This window comes from Arthrobacter sp. Z1-9 (assembly GCF_054792695.1).
In genome coordinates, this window is sequence record NZ_CP096456.1 from 548,499 (window position 1) to 565,735 (window position 17,237).

Consider the following 17,237-nt stretch of genomic DNA (forward strand, 5'->3'; position numbering starts at 1 on the left):
AAGGAGCCACGATGGCGGTCACCATGAACGATGTAGCGAGGGCGGCCGGTGTCTCGCTCAAGACGGTGTCCAACGTCCTGAACAACTACGAGTTCATCCGTCCCGCCACCAAGCAGCGGGTCCAGGACGCCATCGCCGAACTTGGGTATGAAGCCAACCTGACGGCCCGCAGCCTCCGCTCCGGCAAGACACGCATGCTGGGCCTGGTCCTGTCCGACCTCTCCGCGCCCTACTACGCGGAACTCGCCTCCCGACTGATGAAGGCCGCCTCACAGCGGGGCTACCGGGTGCTGGTGGAGCAGTCGGACGCTGTTTCGGAGGTGGAACTGAACGCCCTGCAGGGGCCGTTCCGGCAGTTGACGGACGGCCTGCTGTTTACGCCGCTGATCATTGACGCCGATGCCGTCGCAGCCCGCGTGGGCCAGAAACCCCTGGTCATGCTGGGTGAACACATCCTGGATCCCCGGTTCGACCTCGTCACCATGAAGAATGAGGAAGCCGCCGCTGCCCTGACCGCCCACCTCCTGGCCGCCGGCCGTCGTCGGATCGCCGTGATCGGCGCCCGCCCGGAGGAGTCCACCGGGAGTCCCGGCCTGCGCCTCAACGGCTACCGCAAAGCGCTGGAGCAGGCGGGGGTCCCGTTTGATCCGGCACTGATCGCACCGTGCGAGTGGCGCCGGGACAATGGCGCGGCCGCCGTGGCCGGACTCCTGGAAAAGGGCGTGGAGTTTGACGCCGTGTTCGGCCTGAATGACGTTCTCGCGCTCGGAGCCATGCACGAACTGCTGATCCGCGGCATCCAGGTGCCCGAAGAGGTGGCCGTGGCAGGCTTCGACGACATTGACGAGGCCCGGTTCGCCTCGCCCTCCCTCACCACCGTCTCCCCGGGTATGGATGAGATCGCCCACCGTTCCATTGCCCTGCTGCTCGACCGCATTGAGGGGCAGGAGAAGGCCGGCCAGGGCGTGCATGTGGAGGCTGCGTTCCAGCTGAAGGTCCGTGAATCCGCACCCTAGGGTTTCGCTCCGCAGGCCACAGGGTACCTTTCCGGCAGAGCTCAACGAGGGAAAGGTGCCCACATGATTGCACTACTTGTCATCGACATGCAGAACGCCTACTTCGAGGCGCCGGAACTGGCAGTGCAGCAGGAGCGGCTGGTCGCATCCTGCAACAGGTTGCTCGAGGCCTTCAAAGCCAGCGGGCACAAGGCGTTGATGGTGGGTACCGAGCATGAGCGGGACAAATCCACCTGGACGCTGAACATGCTTGACGATGACCAGGGCTTCATTTTCCGCGGCAGCGAGCAGACCCAGGCGGTGCCGGGGCTGGCCATCGACGGCCTGCCACAGCTGAACAAAACGCGTGACAGCGCCTTCATTGGTACCAATCTGTTGTCCCGGCTGCGGAACTGGGGCGCCGACGAGGTGGTGCTGGCAGGAGTGTCAACGCACAACTGCATCGCCCAGACCGGCGCAGATGCGTTCGCCCACAACATCCGGGTCACTTATGCGAAGGATGCCATGGCTTCGGAGGACAACCAGGACGCCAAGGACATGCTGCGCATTCTCTCCACCAGTTACCGCCAGCCCGTCCAGTCCAGCGACGAGATCCTGGCCAGGCTCAGTGAGGCAAAGTAGGCCGCTAAGCCGCCCCCCCTTCCCGCTGAGTCTCCCCACGTTTGGGGACGGACGACGGCGTGTCCCGGCGAAACGCCGTCGTCATCGCCTTTCCGGCGCTGAAACCTGGGGAGATTCAGCGCGTTGGCGGAGGCGGACGCGCGATAGAGCGGGTGAGAGCCGGGCATAACAAACCTGAAACGTGGCGGAAACGTCTGCCACCTACTGTGGGTCCCACGCCGTCCGCCGCCCGTTGAAGGGACCCTAATGCATCTGATGCCACGTGAGCAGGAAAAGCTTCTGATCGTGGTGGCCGCCGACCTCGCCCGGCGGCGCCAGGCCCGCGGACTCAAGCTCAACTACCCCGAGGCCGTGGCCATCATCAGCTACGAACTGGTGGAGGGCGCCCGCGACGGCCGCACCGTCGCGGACCTCATGAGCTACGGCACCACACTTCTGCGCCGCGAGGACGTGATGGAGAGCGTGCCCGAGATGATCCACGACGTCCAGATCGAGGCAACCTTTCCGGACGGCACCAAACTCGTCACCGTCCACGATCCCATCCGCTGAAGGGCAGGCCATGATTCCAGGAGAGTACGTCCTTCGGCCCGAGCCTGTGAGGGCGAACGCCGGGCGGGAGGCAAGAGACGTCGTCGTGGTTAACACCGGTGACCGCCCCGTCCAGGTGGGTTCGCACTTCCACTTCGCCGAAGCCAACGCGGCCCTGACCTTCGACCGCGAAGCCGCCTATGGCCGGCGGCTGGACATTCCGGCCGGCACAGCGGCCCGGTTTGAGCCGGGGGACTCACGGAACGTGCGGCTGATCGAACTGGCCGGCAGCCGGGAAGTATACGGGCTGGGCAACGCTGTCAATGGGCCACTGGCAGACGGCGTGGGGATCCCAGACGGGCAGTCCGAAAAGAAGGAGGACGCCAAGTGAGTTTCGAGATTTCCCGCCGGCAGTACGCCGACTTGTACGGCCCAACGACGGGTGACGCCATCCGGCTGGCGGATACCGACCTGTTCCTTGAGATCGAGAAGGACCTCACCGTTTACGGCGAGGAAGTGGTGTTCGGAGGCGGCAAGGTGATCCGCGACGGCATGGGCCAGAACGGCCAGGTGACACGGGACGGTGTTGATTCCGGCGGTGTTGGTTCCGACGGTCTTGACGACGGCGGTGTTGGTTCCGGCGGCGGTGTGCCGGACACCGTCATCACCAACGCCGTGATTTTGGACTACACCGGCATCTACAAGGCCGATGTGGCGATCAGGGACGGCCATATCTTCAAAATCGGCAAGGCCGGCAACCCGCAGATCACCGACGGCGTGGACATCGTCATCGGTGCCAGCACCGAAATCATCGCCGGCGAGCGCAAGATCCTCACCGCCGGGGGAGTGGACACCCACATCCACTTCATCTCCCCGGACCAGATCCCCGCGGCACTGACCAGCGGCATCACCACCATGATCGGCGGCGGCACCGGCCCGGCCGAAGGCACCAAAGCCACCACGGTGACGCCCGGAAAGTGGCACATCCAGCGGATGCTCCAGGCGGCCGAGGGCTTCCCCATGAACATCGGACTCTTCGGCAAGGGCCATGCGTCCGCCGTCGAACCCTTGGCGGAGCAGATCCGCGCCGGAGCCATCGGGCTGAAGGTCCACGAGGACTGGGGATCCACCACCTCGTCGATCGACACAGCCCTGACCGTCGCCGACGAATACGACGTGCAGGTTGCCATCCACACCGACACCCTGAACGAGTGCGGCTTTGTGGAGGACACCATCCGGGCCATCAACGGCCGCGTCATCCACACCTTCCACACCGAAGGTGCCGGCGGCGGGCACGCCCCGGATATCATCAAGATCGCCGGGATGCCCAACGTCCTGCCGGCGTCCACCAACCCCACGCTGCCGTACACGCGCAACACCATCGAAGAGCACCTCGACATGCTGATGGTCTGCCACCACCTCAACCCCGACATTCCCGAGGATGTAGCCTTCGCCGATTCCCGCATCCGGGCCGAGACCATCGCGGCCGAGGACGTCCTGCAGGACCTCGGCATTTTCTCCATCACCTCCTCCGACTCGCAGGCAATGGGCCGGGTGGGCGAGGTGATCACCCGCACCTGGCAGGTGGCGGACAAGATGAAGAAGCAGCGCGGCGTGCTGGAGGACCCCCGTGGGGACAGCGCTGTCGGTATCCACGGCTCAGCGTCGGGTTTGGGTTCGGGCAGCGACAACTTCCGCCTCAAGCGCTACGTGGCCAAATACACGATCAACCCCGCGATCGCGCAGGGGATTGCGGACTCGGTGGGCTCGGTGGAAGTGGGCAAATTCGCGGACCTGGTGCTGTGGGACCCGGCCTTCTTCGGCGTCAAGCCGGAACTCGTACTCAAGGGCGGCCAGATCGCCTACGCGCTGATGGGCGACGCGAACGCCTCCATTCCCACGCCGCAGCCGCGGACCATGCGGCCAATGTTCGCAGCGTTCGGCAAAGCCCTGCAGCAGTCCTCCATCACGTTCCTGTCCCAGGCAGCGATCAACGCCGGCGTCCCCCACGAACTGGGCCTGGAAAAGGTCATCCGGCCCGTCTCGGGAATCCGGACGCTGACCAAGGCCGACCTGAAATACAACGACGCCACCCCGGACATCCAGGTGGACCCGGAAACGTACCAGGTAACGGTCGACGGCGAGGACGTCACCTGCGAGCCGTCCGACGTGCTGCCCATGACCCAGCGCTACTTCCTCTTCTAACTTCAACCCCCGGAGCCCGACGTGATCATCGAAAAAGTCCTCGGCAACCTGCACGAACTGCCGGACCCGCACGCCTACGCCGACCTGCACCGGGAGAAAGTGGTGCTCCCCAGCGCCCAGCTCGTCAAACGAATCCAGCGCGCCACCACCGACCATGGCAAGGAGATCGGCATCCGGCTGCCGTCCGGCTCCGGTGACTTGCGCGACGGCGACATCCTGCACGTGGCCGGCTCCAACATGATCGTTGTATCCGTGCTCCCCACCGACGTCCTGGTGATCGCGCCCAGGACCATACACGAAATGGGCGTCGTGGCCCACTCCCTCGGCAACCGGCACCTTCAGGCACAGTTCTTCGACTCTGCTTCCGAATATGGGGCTGACGTCATGGTGTGCGCCTACGACCACACCGTCGAGGACTACCTTCGCCACACAGCCGTGCCCTACTCCCGCCAGGAACGCGTCATGCCTGTGCCCTTCCGCCATGCTGAACACTCGCACTAGTTCCTCGCCTTCGGCCGCCGGGTGCGCCTTGGGGGCTTCGGCGGGAGATAGGGGCCGTGCCCGCTTCGCGGTGCCCACCACGCCGCGGCCCCTATCTCCCGCCTCCGCCGATCCAAAAGGTCACCACTCGTCGAGGTTCTCGTCATGAGCTACCAACTGGCGCTTCAGCAACTCGTTGACTCGGCTCTTCCTACTGGTGCCTTTGCGCACTCTCTTGGTTTCGAGACGTATGTCGATGCTGGTGTGATCGCTGATGAGGCTTCTTTTGGGGCTTGGTTGTCCGCGTTTATCTCGCAGTCGCTTTCTTACTCTGATGGGTTGGCCATCCGGTTTCTTTATGAGGGGGTTGATGTCGGGGAGTTGGATGAACTCTTGTCGGCTTCGCTGCTTCCTCGGCAGGTTCGGGAGGCTTCCGTCAAAATGGGGCTCCGGTTGCTGGAGATTGGGGGCGAGGTCTTTCCCTCGGCGGTGCTGGGGCTGTACCGGGACCTGGTGAGCGGAGGCCTTGCCGCCGGGCATCAGCCACTGGCGTTCGCCGTCGTCGCCCGCTCCCTCGGCGTGCCGCTGCAGGAGGCGCTCGCCGCCTATCTTTTCGCCGCCGTCACGTCACTGACGCAGAACGCCGTCCGCGCCATCCCGCTGGGCCAGAACGCCGGCCAGCGGCTGCTGCGGCAAGCGGCCGACGACGTCGCTGCCGCCGTCCAACGGGTCCCTCACCTGGCGTGGGACGACTTTGGTGCCGTCACCCCGGGACTGGAAATTTCACAAATGCGGCACGAGCACCAACGTGCCCGGATGTTCATGAGCTAACTGCGCTTTTTACTCAGGAGGACAGAATGACGGAACCTATCAAGATCGGCATCGGCGGACCCGTGGGTGCCGGCAAAACCCAGCTCGTGGAGCGGCTCACCCGGCACATGAGCGGTGACATCTCCATGGCCGCCATCACCAACGACATCTACACCATCGAGGATGCCAAAATCCTGGCCGCCAACGGCATCCTCCCCGTGGACCGGATCATCGGCGTCGAAACCGGCGGCTGCCCACACACCGCCATCCGCGAAGACACCTCCATGAATACCGCCGCCATCGAAGAACTCAAAGCCCGGCACCCGGACCTGCAGGTGATCTTCGTCGAATCCGGCGGCGACAACCTCTCCGCCACCTTCAGCCCCGAACTCGTGGACTTCTCCATCTACATCATCGACGTAGCCCAGGGCGAAAAGATCCCCCGCAAAGCCGGCCAAGGCATGATCAAGTCCGACCTCTTCATCATCAACAAAACCGACCTCGCCCCCCACGTCGGAGCGGACCTCGCCGTCATGGAACGGGATTCCAAGGAGTTCCGCGGAAACAAACCGTTCTGCTTCACGAACCTCAAGACCGACGAAGGGCTCGAAGCCGTAATCGAATGGGTGAGGCGCGACGTCCTGATGCTTGACCTCGCGTCATGACCACGACGGCGGACGCGTTGCCCAAGGCGGGCATCTCACCTGGGCCTGCGACCGCGGGTGATAGGGGCCGTGCCCGCTTCGCGGTGCCCGCCACGCCGCGGCCCCTATCACCCGCGTCCGCTGATCGGCCCGAGATAGGCCGGCTGGAGCTTCGGGTCGCCTTGCGCGGTCAGCGGTCCGTGGCCGCACATCAGTACCATCAGGGCGCCCTCAGAGTGTTGCGGCCGCACTACCTTGATGACTCCGGGCAGGTTTGCTATGTCGTTGTTAATCCTGGCGGCGCTTATCTTGGGGCGGATCTCTTTGTTTTGGATGTTGAAGTTGAAGCGGGCGCTGATCTGTTGTTGACCACGCAGTCGGCTACGAAGGTCTATCGGACTCCTGGGTCTTTTGCTGAGCAGCGGATGGTTGTTCGGCTGGGGGAGGGGGCGCGGTTTGAGTTGATGCCCGACCAACTCATTGCCTACCGGGAGGCCAGCTACCGGCAACGGACGCACGTAACTCTCCAGCCGTCGTCCTCGCTGGTCATGGCTGAAGTGGTGACTCCTGGCTGGTCGCCGGACGGGGCCTCCTTCCGGTACGAGGAAATCCGGCTGCGCAACGAGATCCGGGTGGAGACGCCAGGGGGCACCCAACTCCTGGCGCTGGACAACCTGCTCATCCGGCCGCCGTCGGCTGATGTCACCGGGGTGGGGTTTATGGAGGGCTTCAGCCACCTTGGTTCACTGATCGTTGTGGACCCGCGGGTGGACCAGGCGCTCGCCGATGAGCTGAACGACATAGCAACTGCCCGCGACGCGCTGACTGGCATCTCGTTGACGCGCAGCATCGCAGGGACCACGGGGCTGGTCCTGCGCTCGCTGTCCAACAGCACCGGGGAACTGAACCTACTTCTGGGCGCCTGCACCTCCCTCCTTCGGGAGCGGTGGCACGGGCAGGAACCGCTGAACCTGAGGAAGCACTGATGACAGCCATCGCGAACATCACCACCCTCTACCGGAGACGGGACGCCTTGCCGCTGCGGACCCGGCTGCTGTGGATGTTCGGTGCGGTGACCGCGCTGCACGCCGCCGCCGTCGTACTCCTGCTCACAGGCCATGCAGGGGGAATGGGCGCCCAGGTCCTCACCGGGGGACTGGTCCTGACGGCCTACCTCGCGGGCGTGAAGCACAGCTACGACTGGGACCACCTTGCGGCCATTGACAATTCCACCCGCAAATTCGTGGCGAACCGCCAGGACCCGGTGAGCGTTGGCTTCGCCTTCAGCCTTGGGCACAGCTCGGTGGTGACGCTGGCCGGCGTGCTGGTTATCGCCGGCGCCACCGCCGTGGGGGAGTTTATGCAGGAAGGATCAACCGGCAACCTGGTGCTCGGGCTGATCGGCAGCGGCGTTTCCGGGTTCTTCTTGCTGGCTCTGGGCCTTTTCAACGGCTCGGCGTTCGCCCGCTCCGCGCAGGCCTACCGACGGGCGCGGACAGGAGCGGTGCTTGATCCCGAAGACCTTGAACCGACGGGAGTGGTGGCCAGGCTGCTTGCCCGGCCGCTGGCCCGTGTGCGGCGGCCACGCAACATCTACGTGATCGGCTTCCTGTTTGGGCTGGGCTTTGACACAGCCACCACCATCGGGCTGCTGATGATGACGACGGCGGCATCCCTGGCCGGGGTGCCGCCCATCGCCCTGCTGGCACTGCCGCTGGCGTTCACCGCTGCCATGACCCTGTGCGACTCCCTGAACGGGATGGCCATGATGCGGCTGTACAGGTCGGCGCTTGATGACCCGCAGCGGAAGCTCGGTTTCAACGCCCTCGTGACCGGTATCTCGGCGGTGTCAGCGCTGTTCATCGCAGTGATCACGCTGGGCGGCTTCGTCAACGCCGCCTTCGCGCTGGAGGACCCCCTGACCGCGTGGCTAGGATCCGTCGACATGGGCCATGCCGGCCTGCTGCTGGTGGCACTACTGCTGGCCGTCTGGGCTGCGGCTGCTCTCAAGGGGCGGGTGCAGCAGTTCCCGGCACTAAGAAGGTGCGAAGCAGGGGCCGACGGGCAGCACTAAGGAGGCAGGCGTCAAACCGGCAGGCGCTCGTGGACACCAAACAGCCCGGCCAGGCGGTCAGGCGACGCTCGTGGACAGGCAACAACCCGGCCAGCCGGTCAGGCCGCCATCCGGCCCCTGCCCTTCCTATGCGCTCGACTCTTGGCACGCTCCGGCACACCTGCTTTCGAAGCCAGCGGCACCTGCCCGCCGTCGGGAACCCTGCTGTCCGCGTGCAGGTGCACTCCGTGTTCGATGAGGACGCTGGAGCCAATGCGTGAGTGGCTGCCGATGTGCACGCGGTTTCCGATCACCGTGCCCCGGCCTATTCGCACACCGTCACCGATGACTGCCCGGTCGCCGATGGTGGCATCGCGGTCGATCCAGCTGCCGTGGCCAATCCGGCAACCCGAGCCGATCCGGGCGCCGTACTCCACATAGGTCATCGGGCCGATGTGTGAACTTTCAGCCGCTGTGGCACCGGGAGCGATGAGGCCGCCGCCATTGGCATGACGGGCGTAGCGGGTGACCTTCCCGGCGTCGTCTTCAACTGATACAAACTTCGCGTTCATTCAATCCCTCGTTAACGGTTGCGGCCTTTTCAGCCGCACATTCAGTTAACGGTTCACAACTCAAAGGGATTCCCGGGACCGGGATGACAATGACGGCGCGGCTTCTGAAGCCTGTGCCTCAGGCCACGAGGTTGGCTGCGGCGGTGTCCATGTGCGCGCGGATGGTCTTCCGGGCGAGTGATGCGTCGCCTGTTTCAATGGCCGCCACAATGTCGTTATGCCGATCCACACTCATGTTCTTGACGCCTTTTTCCAGCCCGGCAAACATGATGGACATCCGGATGGATCCTTCCAGCGACTCCCAAGTGTGCAGGAGGGTTTCGTTGCCAGTGAGCCGGCAGAGCGTACGGTGGAACTCCAGGTCCGATTCGACCCGTCGCTGCAGGCCTTCCTTTTCTGCGGCTTTCATGGCGTCGGTGGCTGACCGCAGGGAGGTGATAACGTGCTGCCGGTCCGGCAGTTCACAGAGTGTCCGGGCAGCGAGGGACTCCAGGGCGGCGCGCACGGCGTAGATATCCCGGATCTCCTTCTCATCCAGGTGCCGTACTGAGAGCCTGCCGCGGGGACCTGCGGACAGCAGGCCTTCCTGCTCAAGCTGGCGGAGCGCTTCACGGAGTGTTCCCCGGCTGATCTGCAGCATCTCCGACAGCTCGGTTTCCACGAGATGCCGCCCGGGCTCCAGCTCGCCGCTGGTGATGGCGGTCCGCAGCGCCGCGAGCGCCTGCTCACGCAGGCTTTTCTTTTCCAGTCCCAGCAGAGGGGCGGTCAGTCCAGCCAAGGTCTTAGTCCTCAATGTTGTAAGTCGACTGTTTACAGTCGTAGTTTCGATGGTACGGCAGAAAGCACGGCTCCGGCCGGGACCGATGCCGTGCTTTCTGTATTTCCGAAGTGCCCGTTATCCGAGCTCAGCGAGCACCTTTGCCACGATGCGGTCCACGGCAAGGCCGTAGCGGTCGTGGAGGGTGGGCAGCGCCCCGGCGTCGAGGAACTGATCCGGCAGTGCCACCGGGACCACGCGCTTGCCAACGCCCGCGGTGACGACGGCGGACGCCACTGTTTCGAACAGACCGCCCACCACAGAGTGGTTCTCCAGCGTCACGGCCAGGCGGTCGGTGTTGATCTCGGCCAGCACGGTGGCGGCGTCGAACGGTTTGATGGTGGGGGTGTGCACGACGGCGACGTCCACGTTATGTGCGGCCAGGGCCTTGGCTGCCTGCAGGGCGCGCATGGTCATCAGGCCGGAGGAGATAAACACCACGTCGTTGCCCCCGCGCAGCACCTTGGCCTTGCCGAGTTCGAACGTGTAGTCGTACTCGTCCAGGACGGTGGGGACGTTGCCGCGCAGAAGGCGCAGGTAGGTGGGTCCATCGCTGGCGGCCAGCTGTGGGACTGCCTGCTCGATGTCGATCGAGTCGCAGGGGTCAACGATGGTCAGGTTGGGCATGCCGCGGAAAATTGCCATGTCCTCGGTGGCCTGGTGGCTGGGGCCGTATCCGGTGGTCAGGCCGGGCAGGCCGCCGACGATGTTGACGTTCAGGTTCGGTTCTGCAGCATCCAGGCACAGGAAGTCGTAGGCACGGCGTGCCGCGAACACCGAGTAGGTGGACGCGAACGGCACCAGCCCCGTTTCCGCCAGCCCGGCGGCCGCTCCGAAGAGCAGCTGCTCCGCCATGCCCATTTGGAAGAAGCGCTCCGGGAAGGCCTTGGCGAAGATGTGCATGTCTGTGTACTTGCCCAGGTCAGCGGTGAGGCCCACGATCTTGTCGTTCTCCTGTGCGGCCTTCACCAGCGCGTGCCCGAACGGTGCCGAGGAAGTCTTCTGACCAGGGTCGGCGAAAGACGCGATCATGGCCGAGGTCTTCAGCTTGGGCTTTGAGGCTGTTGTTGTGGCTGCAGGTGCCGACGCGGCCGTGGTGGTGGTGCTCATGCTGAAGCCTTTCCTTCGTAACCGGCGGTGAGCTGCTCGCGGCAGGTCTGCCATTCGTGTTCTTCGATGCGCATGAAGTGCGCCTTTTCACGGTTCTCCAGCAGGGGAACGCCCCGGCCTACCTTCGTGTCGCAGAGGATGACGGAAGGACGCCCGACGGCGGCGGCTTGGGCGGCTGCGTTGTCGAACGCTTCCAGCAGCGCGGCGACGTCGTTCCCGTCGACGCGCTGGGTGTACCAGCCGAACGATTCCCACTTCTCCGTGACCGGTTCGGTGCGCAGCACGGTGTCCGTCTTACCGTCGGCCTGCAGGGCGTTGATGTCCACCATGGCGGTCAGATTGCCCAGCTGGTGATGGTGGGCGCCCATGGCAGCTTCCCAGGTGGACCCCTCATCCAGTTCGCCGTCCGAAAGGAAGTTGAAAACCCGGGCGCCGGAGCCCTGGTAGCGCAGGCCCAGGGCCATGCCGACGGCGATGGTCAGGCCGTGGCCCAGGGAACCGCCGGAGATTTCCATGCCGGGGGTGTAGGTGGACATCCCGGACATCGGCAGCCGGGAATCGTCCGAGCCATAGGTTTCCAGTTCCTCCACCGGGACAATCCCGGCTTCGGCGAGGGCCGCGTAGTGGCCGATGGCGTAATGGCCGGTGGAGAGCAGGAACCTGTCCCGTGCCTCCCAGTGCGGATCCTCGGCCTTGAAGCGGAGCTGGTCGCCGTACACCGTGGCCAGCATGTCCGCAGCGCCCAGGGCCTGGCCTACATAGCCCTGCCCCTGGACCTCGCCCATGTTCAGGGCGTGGTGCCGGATCCGGTAGGCGGCGGCGGAAACATTGGCAACGCGTGAGGTGGTGGGGGCGGCGGGGGTTTCCATAGTGGCAGTCAATTGGGCTTCTTCTGTGGTGGTCATTAGGCGTTTACGATCTGCGGGGTGCTTTTGGTGGCTTCGTCAGCCAGCTGGCGTTCGCGCTTGCCCCAGGTTTCCCGGGTGACGACTGCGGCCCAGAGGCCGATGGCGGCGTAGAAGCTGAAGAGCAGCGCCGGGCCCATCCAGCCCAGGGCCACGAACAGCAGCGTGGTGACGAAGGGCGTGAATCCGGAGACCATGGCCGAAATCTGGTAGGCCAATGAGGCGCCGGAGGAGCGGGTCTTGGCTTGGAACAGTTCCGGGAACCACGGGCCCTGTGCACCGGCCAGGGAGTTCTGGCAGACAGCGTAGGAGATGACGATGGTGGCGATGACGAAGATGAACATACCAGTGTTCACCAGCAGGAACATGGGAATGCCGAACAGGGCGGCGAAAGCGGTAGACCAGATGTAGAGCGGCCGGCGGCCGATCCTGTCCGTAAGCCGTGCCCACGCCATGGTGGCGAAAATCCCAATGAACGAGGCGATGCAGAGGGCAACGAGGGTTTCGGTCTTGTCTGCCAGCTGCTGGGTGTGGAGGTAGGAAATCATGTAGGTGACGGAGACAGCGTAGCCGGCAGTCTCGGCGATGCGGAGGCCGATGCCGCGGACAATGCTGCGCCAGTCGGTCTTGATGACCTCGATGATCGGGTTCTTGACGATGGAGCCGCTGTCCTTGACCTCGTCGAAGACGGGGGACTCGGGCACCTTGGAGCGGATGATCAGGCCGACAACAACGAGCACGATGCTGGCGAGGAAGGGAACGCGCCACGCGAGCTCACCACCCAGGTTCACGCTGACCAGGAAAACCAAGTTGGCCAGGAGAAGACCGACAGGGAAGCCGGCCTGCACGATGCCGGTGTATTTGCCCTTGGACTTCCACGGCGCGTGCTCGTAGCTCATCAGGATGGCGCCGCCCCATTCGGCGCCGAAGGCCAGGCCTTGAACCACCCGGACGAAGACCAGCAGTGCGGGTGCAAGGAGGCCGACCTGCTCGTACGTGGGCAGGAGGCCGATCAGGAACGTGGCCACGCCCATGAGGATCAGGGAGGCGACCAGGACGGGCTTCCGTCCCACCTTGTCTCCGAGGTGCCCGCCGATGATGCCGCCGAGGGGGCGGGCGGCGAAGCCGACGCCGAGGGTGGCGAACGCGGCCAGCGTGCCGGTGACGGGATCGCCTGTGGGGAAGAAAGCGGTCCCGAAGTAGAGTGCGGCGGCGGTGCCAAAACCGATGAAGTCATACGTCTCGATGACTGCGCCCACACCGGAGCCAATGGCGACGCGCTTGGCGTCCTTGGTGCCGTGCACGTGGCCGCGCATTTTCAGAGCTTCATTGCTCATGGTTGGTTCCCTTTCGGAGAGCGGCTAGGGGGCGAGCCGCTGTCGACGGTTAACAAATGATAGACCCAGTGTGATGCTGGTCATGCCCAATGTCAACAGTCAATGTTGGAGGTTGACTGTTAACAGTAAGACCGTTAGTGTGGTGTCCATCACCACCGCTGGTGCGAGCCGGGCCAGCCAAAAGCAAGGGATCAATGATGTTCCATTCCAGACTCGGGTGCTCATCCATCAGCTTCCGCCACCAGGAGCTCGGCACCGCACTGCGGACGATGGGCGGACTGGGTTTCGAGGAAATCGATCTGGGCGCCCTGCCGGGCGTCTGCGACCATGTCCCGTACTACCTGGACCAGCCCGCCGTCGCTGCTGTTTCCGCTGAAGTAAATGCTTCCGGCCTCCGCGTGCGCTCCGTGAACGGCGATATAGGGGACCTTAATGCGGTGCTCGACGGCGACGGGCGCGCAGCGCGGCAGCGGCACCTTGACGCCCTCCTCACCCTGGCGGCGAATACCGGCGCGAAGGCGCTGGTCCTGCCGTGTGGCGCGCTGGACCACAATCCGGTCCGCAGCGTGGAGGAGGACCTAAACGCCATCGCCGGCCAGCTGATCAGGGCAAGCGAGCGCGCGGCTGAATTCGGCGTCGAACTCTGGACCGAATCACTGCACTTCCTGAGGTTCTGCTGGAACTTGGAACGCGCGGGACTGCTGGCTGACCGGCTGGCAGGATCGAGCGTTGGAATCGTCATGGATTTCAGCCACATCGTGGCCGCCGGGGAGGACCTCCAGGCCTACCTCGACCGGCACGCCGGCCGGATCACCCACGTCCACCTGCGTGACGCCGTGCCGGGAAACATCAACCTGGGCATCGGCAACGGCATCGCGGACTTCGCCGGAGGGCTGAAGCGGTTGGCCGCGGACGGTTACGCCGGGCACTTCTCACTCGAGCTGGAAACCCGGGACGTCACGCACGACGAACGCCCGGCGGCCACCGCCAAGGCAGCCAGCTTTATCACCGACCTCATCTGAACGAATTCTTCACCACCACCTGATCGATCACCAAGGAGCATCATGAGCACCATCCAGCGCACCGCAGTCCTCACCGGAGCAACCTCGGACCGGGGCATCGGTATCACCACCGCCCGCCGCTACGCCAATGAAGGCTGGGCTGTGGTGATCCTCGACCTGGACGGCGAGAAGTCCGCCAAAGTCGCCGCCGACATCGGCAATGAATTCAACGTCCCCGCCTTCGGCCACGAGATCGACGTCGCCAACGAAGCCTCCGTCACGGCCGCACAAGCCGCCGTCGCCGCCGAGGTCGCCGCCGGCAACCTGCCGCCGGTCGGTGCCCTGGCCAACATCGCCGGCATCACCTCGCCGGTACCATTCCTGGAGACCACCCTTGAGCTGTGGCACAAGGTGATGGACGTCAACGCCACCGGTACCTACCTGGTGACCAAGGCGTTCCTGCCGGACATGATCAGCAACGGCTGGGGCCGGATCGTCAACATGTCCTCCGTGTCCGCTCAGCGCGGCGGCGGCGTCTTCGGCAAGGTTCCGTACTCGGCAGCCAAAGCGGCAATCCTCGGCCTCACCAAAGCCCTCGCCCGTGAACTCGGCACCACCGGCGTGACCGTCAACGCCATCACACCTGGTGCCGTGGACACCAACATCCGCGTGGGCAGCACAGAGGAACAGGAAGCCGCCATCAACGCCGGCATCCCCTTGGGCCGCAACGCCACCACCGAGGAAGTCGCCGCCGTGATCACCTTCCTGTCCTCCGAGGACTCCGCCTACCTGACCGGCACCACCATCGACATCAACGGCGGAAGCCACCTCCACTAACGTCAGCCGCCAGCGGCCCACCGCCACCAAGACTTCGGCAGAGAGACCATCATGACCAAAATATTCAATGACCCCTCAGATTTCGCCGAGGAGGCCCTGGCGGGCTTCTGCGACATCCACTCCGACCTCGTCCGCCAGGTCCCCGGCGGGGCCGTCCGTCGATACCGCCCTGCACACCCCAAAGTTGCGGTGCTGGCCGGCGGCGGGTCCGGCCACTACCCCGCGTTCGCCGGACTAATCGGATCCGGATTTGCAGACGGGGCTGTGGTGGGCAATATCTTCACCTCGCCCTCCGCCCAGCAGGCATATTCCGTGGCAAAAGCGGCGGAGTCCGGCGCCGGCGTTGTCTTCACCTACGGCAACTACGCCGGCGACGTGATGAACTTCGGCATGGCCAGTGAACGGCTGGCTGCCGAAGGCATCGCCGTGGAGAACGTGCTGGTCACTGACGACATCGCCAGCGCCCCGCCGTCGGAGGCAAGCAAACGCCGGGGGATCGCTGGGGACTTCACAGTCTTTAAGATCATGGGCGCCGCGGCTGAAAGCGGTGCAAGCCTGGCCGAGGTGGTCCGCTTGGGCCGCAAGGCCAACGCCCTGACCCGCACGATCGGCAGTGCCTTCGCCGGCTGCACCTTCCCGGGCGCCGAGGCGCCGCTGTTCACCCTGCCGGACGGGCAAATGGGCCTGGGCCTGGGCATTCATGGCGAGCCCGGCCTGCATGACACGGACCTGCCGTCTGCGAAGGAACTGGGCCAGGAACTGGTGTCCCGGCTCCTCGCCGAGGCCCCGCAGGATACCGGCCAGCGGATAGCGGTCATCCTGAACGGCCTGGGATCCACCAAGCATGAAGAGCTCTTCGTCCTGTGGGGCACGGTGGCGCCTTTGCTGCGCGCCGCCGGCTACGCCCTGGTGATGCCTGAAGTTGGAGAACTGGTCACCAGTTTGGACATGGCGGGCGCTTCGCTCACTATCACCTGGCTCGATGACGAACTGGAACAGTTGTGGGTTGCTCCGGCCGAGACCCCCGCATACCGCCGCGGGAACACATTCCGGGATGCCGGGACACTGCTGGTGGAGGGAACGTCCGGCGCCGATGCGGCCGCTGCCGCGTTCGTCGCCACGGAGGGGTCCCGGCAGTACGCGACTGCCTGCGTTGCTGCCTTGAACGCTGCCAAGTCCTTGCTGCACGACGCCGAGGAGCGGCTGGGCAAGATGGACGCTATAGCCGGCGACGGCGACCACGGGCGCGGGATGGTGCGCGGGATTGACGCCGCCGTGGCTGCCGGTTACACAGCTCTGGGGCAAGGATCCGGAGCTGGAGACGTGCTGGCAGCCGCCGGTGATGCCTGGGCCGACAAGGCAGGGGGAACGTCCGGTGTCCTGTGGGGAACCGGACTGCGTGCCTTCGCGGAAACGGTAGGCAACGGTTCTGTTCCCGATGCCCAGGAGCTGGGCGCTGCTGTTAATGCATTCGCGGACCGGATTGTGCAGCTGGGCAAGGCCGAAAGCGGTGACAAGACCATGGTGGACGCGCTGCTGCCGTTCGCCTCAACCTTCGACCGCCTGGTGGCAGAAGGGGAGAAGCCTGACCGGGCATGGCAAGAGGCCGCCGGCGAAGCGACAGCCGCCGCCGAAGCCACGGCGCAGCTTCTTCCACTGAAAGGCCGGGCCAGGCCGCTTGCTGCAAAGAGTTTGGGTACCGCCGACCCGGGGGCGACGTCCCTAGCCATGATCTTCACTGTCATGGGTCCCCATCTGACGGCAGTTCCCGCAATATCGGCACGTGAAACGGTTGGAGTACAGGCATGAACGCTGGAAGGCAAACTGCTGGACTGCGGCTCATCGTGGGCGCGGACGAGGCAGGTGTTGACTACAAGGACAGGGTGCTGGAAGACCTCCGCCAGGATCCCCGGGTCAGTGAGGTCATCGACATCGGAGTTAATCGCACCGATTCGCCGGACGACTTTACTAAGCCCTACCCCTATGTAGGGATCGCGGCCGGCGAGATGATCCGGGATGGTGCCGCTGACCGTGCCATCCTTTTCTGCGGCACGGGAATTGGTGTTGCCATCGCCGCTAACAAGGTGGAGGGCATCCGCGCCACGGCCGCCCATGACTCGTTTTCCGTGGAGCGTTCGGTCCTGTCCAACGACTGCCAGGTCCTTACCATGGGCCAGCGCGTGGTGGGCGTGGAACTTGCGCGCAGGCTGGCAAGGGAATGGATCGGCTACACGTTTGACCCGGATTCGGCTTCAGCGGGCAAGGTCAAGGTCCTCACGGATTTCGAAGCCTGCTGACCGG

The 17,237-nt window shown here is 64.8% G+C and carries 19 protein-coding genes; 14 read left to right on the plus strand and 5 right to left on the minus strand.

What is annotated here, in order from left to right; all coding sequences use genetic code 11:
* Window positions 1-11 precede the first annotated feature (11 nt).
* The 10 genes from M1D93_RS02540 (at window position 12) to M1D93_RS02585 (ending at window position 8,378) form a co-directional block, all read left to right on the plus strand.
* The gene (locus M1D93_RS02540; protein ID WP_461173634.1) at window positions 12-1,016 is read left to right on the plus strand and encodes a LacI family DNA-binding transcriptional regulator; all 1,005 of its coding nucleotides are present in this window, start codon (window positions 12-14) and stop codon (window positions 1,014-1,016) included.
* Window positions 1,017-1,079: 63 nt separating this feature from the next.
* A complete protein-coding gene (locus M1D93_RS02545; protein ID WP_461173635.1) occupies window positions 1,080-1,637 on the plus strand; it encodes a cysteine hydrolase family protein in 558 nt (185 codons plus the stop codon).
* 246 nt (window positions 1,638-1,883) lie between these two features.
* On the plus strand, window positions 1,884-2,186 hold the full coding sequence (locus M1D93_RS02550) for an urease subunit gamma (RefSeq protein ID WP_461173636.1): 303 nt from the start codon (window positions 1,884-1,886) through the stop codon (window positions 2,184-2,186).
* Between the two features lie 10 nt (window positions 2,187-2,196).
* A complete protein-coding gene (locus tag M1D93_RS02555; protein WP_461173637.1) occupies window positions 2,197-2,556 on the plus strand; it encodes an urease subunit beta in 360 nt (119 codons plus the stop codon).
* Window positions 2,553-4,370: an urease subunit alpha gene (gene ureC / locus M1D93_RS02560; protein WP_461173638.1), complete on the plus strand. Its 1,818-nt coding sequence runs from the start codon at window positions 2,553-2,555 to the stop codon at window positions 4,368-4,370. The genes M1D93_RS02555 and ureC overlap by 4 nt, the downstream gene beginning before the upstream one ends.
* A 21-nt stretch (window positions 4,371-4,391) precedes the next feature.
* A complete protein-coding gene (gene ureE, locus M1D93_RS02565; protein WP_461173639.1) occupies window positions 4,392-4,871 on the plus strand; it encodes an urease accessory protein UreE in 480 nt (159 codons plus the stop codon).
* Between the two features lie 144 nt (window positions 4,872-5,015).
* On the plus strand, window positions 5,016-5,681 hold the full coding sequence (locus tag M1D93_RS02570) for an urease accessory protein UreF (protein ID WP_461173640.1): 666 nt from the start codon (window positions 5,016-5,018) through the stop codon (window positions 5,679-5,681).
* A 26-nt stretch (window positions 5,682-5,707) separates the two neighbouring features.
* Window positions 5,708-6,325 (plus strand): urease accessory protein UreG, encoded by a 618-nt coding sequence (gene ureG / locus M1D93_RS02575; RefSeq protein WP_461173641.1) that lies wholly within the window; start codon window positions 5,708-5,710, stop codon window positions 6,323-6,325.
* Complete coding sequence (locus tag M1D93_RS02580) at window positions 6,322-7,290, plus strand: urease accessory protein UreD (RefSeq protein WP_461173642.1); 969 nt, start codon at window positions 6,322-6,324, stop codon at window positions 7,288-7,290. Before ureG ends, M1D93_RS02580 begins: the two co-directional genes overlap by 4 nt.
* Window positions 7,290-8,378 carry a HoxN/HupN/NixA family nickel/cobalt transporter gene (locus M1D93_RS02585; RefSeq protein ID WP_461173643.1) on the plus strand — a complete coding sequence of 363 codons (1,089 nt, stop codon included), beginning with the start codon at window positions 7,290-7,292 and terminating at the stop codon, window positions 8,376-8,378. The genes M1D93_RS02580 and M1D93_RS02585 overlap by 1 nt, the downstream gene beginning before the upstream one ends.
* 98 nt (window positions 8,379-8,476) lie before the next feature.
* Here M1D93_RS02585 and M1D93_RS02590 read toward each other — a convergent pair whose 3' ends face one another.
* The 5 genes from M1D93_RS02590 to M1D93_RS02610 form a co-directional block, all read right to left on the minus strand.
* Complete coding sequence (locus M1D93_RS02590; protein WP_461173644.1) at window positions 8,477-8,929, minus strand: LbetaH domain-containing protein; 453 nt, start codon at window positions 8,927-8,929, stop codon at window positions 8,477-8,479.
* A gap of 118 nt (window positions 8,930-9,047) precedes the next feature.
* Window positions 9,048-9,707, minus strand: a complete 660-nt coding sequence (locus M1D93_RS02595) for a GntR family transcriptional regulator (protein WP_461173645.1) — start codon at window positions 9,705-9,707, stop codon at window positions 9,048-9,050.
* A gap of 117 nt (window positions 9,708-9,824) precedes the next feature.
* Window positions 9,825-10,856, minus strand: coding sequence for a transketolase family protein (locus tag M1D93_RS02600; protein ID WP_461173646.1), 1,032 nt, complete (start codon window positions 10,854-10,856; stop codon window positions 9,825-9,827).
* Window positions 10,853-11,761: a transketolase gene (locus M1D93_RS02605; RefSeq protein ID WP_461173647.1), complete on the minus strand. Its 909-nt coding sequence runs from the start codon at window positions 11,759-11,761 to the stop codon at window positions 10,853-10,855. The genes M1D93_RS02600 and M1D93_RS02605 overlap by 4 nt, the downstream gene beginning before the upstream one ends.
* Entirely contained in the window at window positions 11,761-13,098 is a 1,338-nt protein-coding gene (locus M1D93_RS02610) for an MFS transporter (RefSeq protein WP_461173648.1), read from the minus strand. Before M1D93_RS02610 ends, M1D93_RS02605 begins: the two co-directional genes overlap by 1 nt.
* A gap of 197 nt (window positions 13,099-13,295) precedes the next feature.
* Here M1D93_RS02610 and M1D93_RS02615 point away from each other — a divergent pair, with 197 nt between their 5' ends.
* The 4 genes from M1D93_RS02615 to M1D93_RS02630 are packed head-to-tail and all read left to right on the plus strand — an operon-like array spanning window position 13,296 to window position 17,233.
* The gene (locus tag M1D93_RS02615) at window positions 13,296-14,120 is read left to right on the plus strand and encodes a sugar phosphate isomerase/epimerase family protein (protein WP_461175096.1); all 825 of its coding nucleotides are present in this window, start codon (window positions 13,296-13,298) and stop codon (window positions 14,118-14,120) included.
* Between the two features lie 42 nt (window positions 14,121-14,162).
* Window positions 14,163-14,936, plus strand: coding sequence for an SDR family NAD(P)-dependent oxidoreductase (locus tag M1D93_RS02620; protein ID WP_461173649.1), 774 nt, complete (start codon window positions 14,163-14,165; stop codon window positions 14,934-14,936).
* A gap of 51 nt (window positions 14,937-14,987) precedes the next feature.
* Window positions 14,988-16,745 (plus strand): dihydroxyacetone kinase family protein, encoded by a 1,758-nt coding sequence (locus tag M1D93_RS02625; protein ID WP_461173650.1) that lies wholly within the window; start codon window positions 14,988-14,990, stop codon window positions 16,743-16,745.
* Complete coding sequence (locus M1D93_RS02630) at window positions 16,742-17,233, plus strand: RpiB/LacA/LacB family sugar-phosphate isomerase (RefSeq protein ID WP_461173651.1); 492 nt, start codon at window positions 16,742-16,744, stop codon at window positions 17,231-17,233. Before M1D93_RS02625 ends, M1D93_RS02630 begins: the two co-directional genes overlap by 4 nt.
* Window positions 17,234-17,237: the final 4 nt, after the last annotated feature.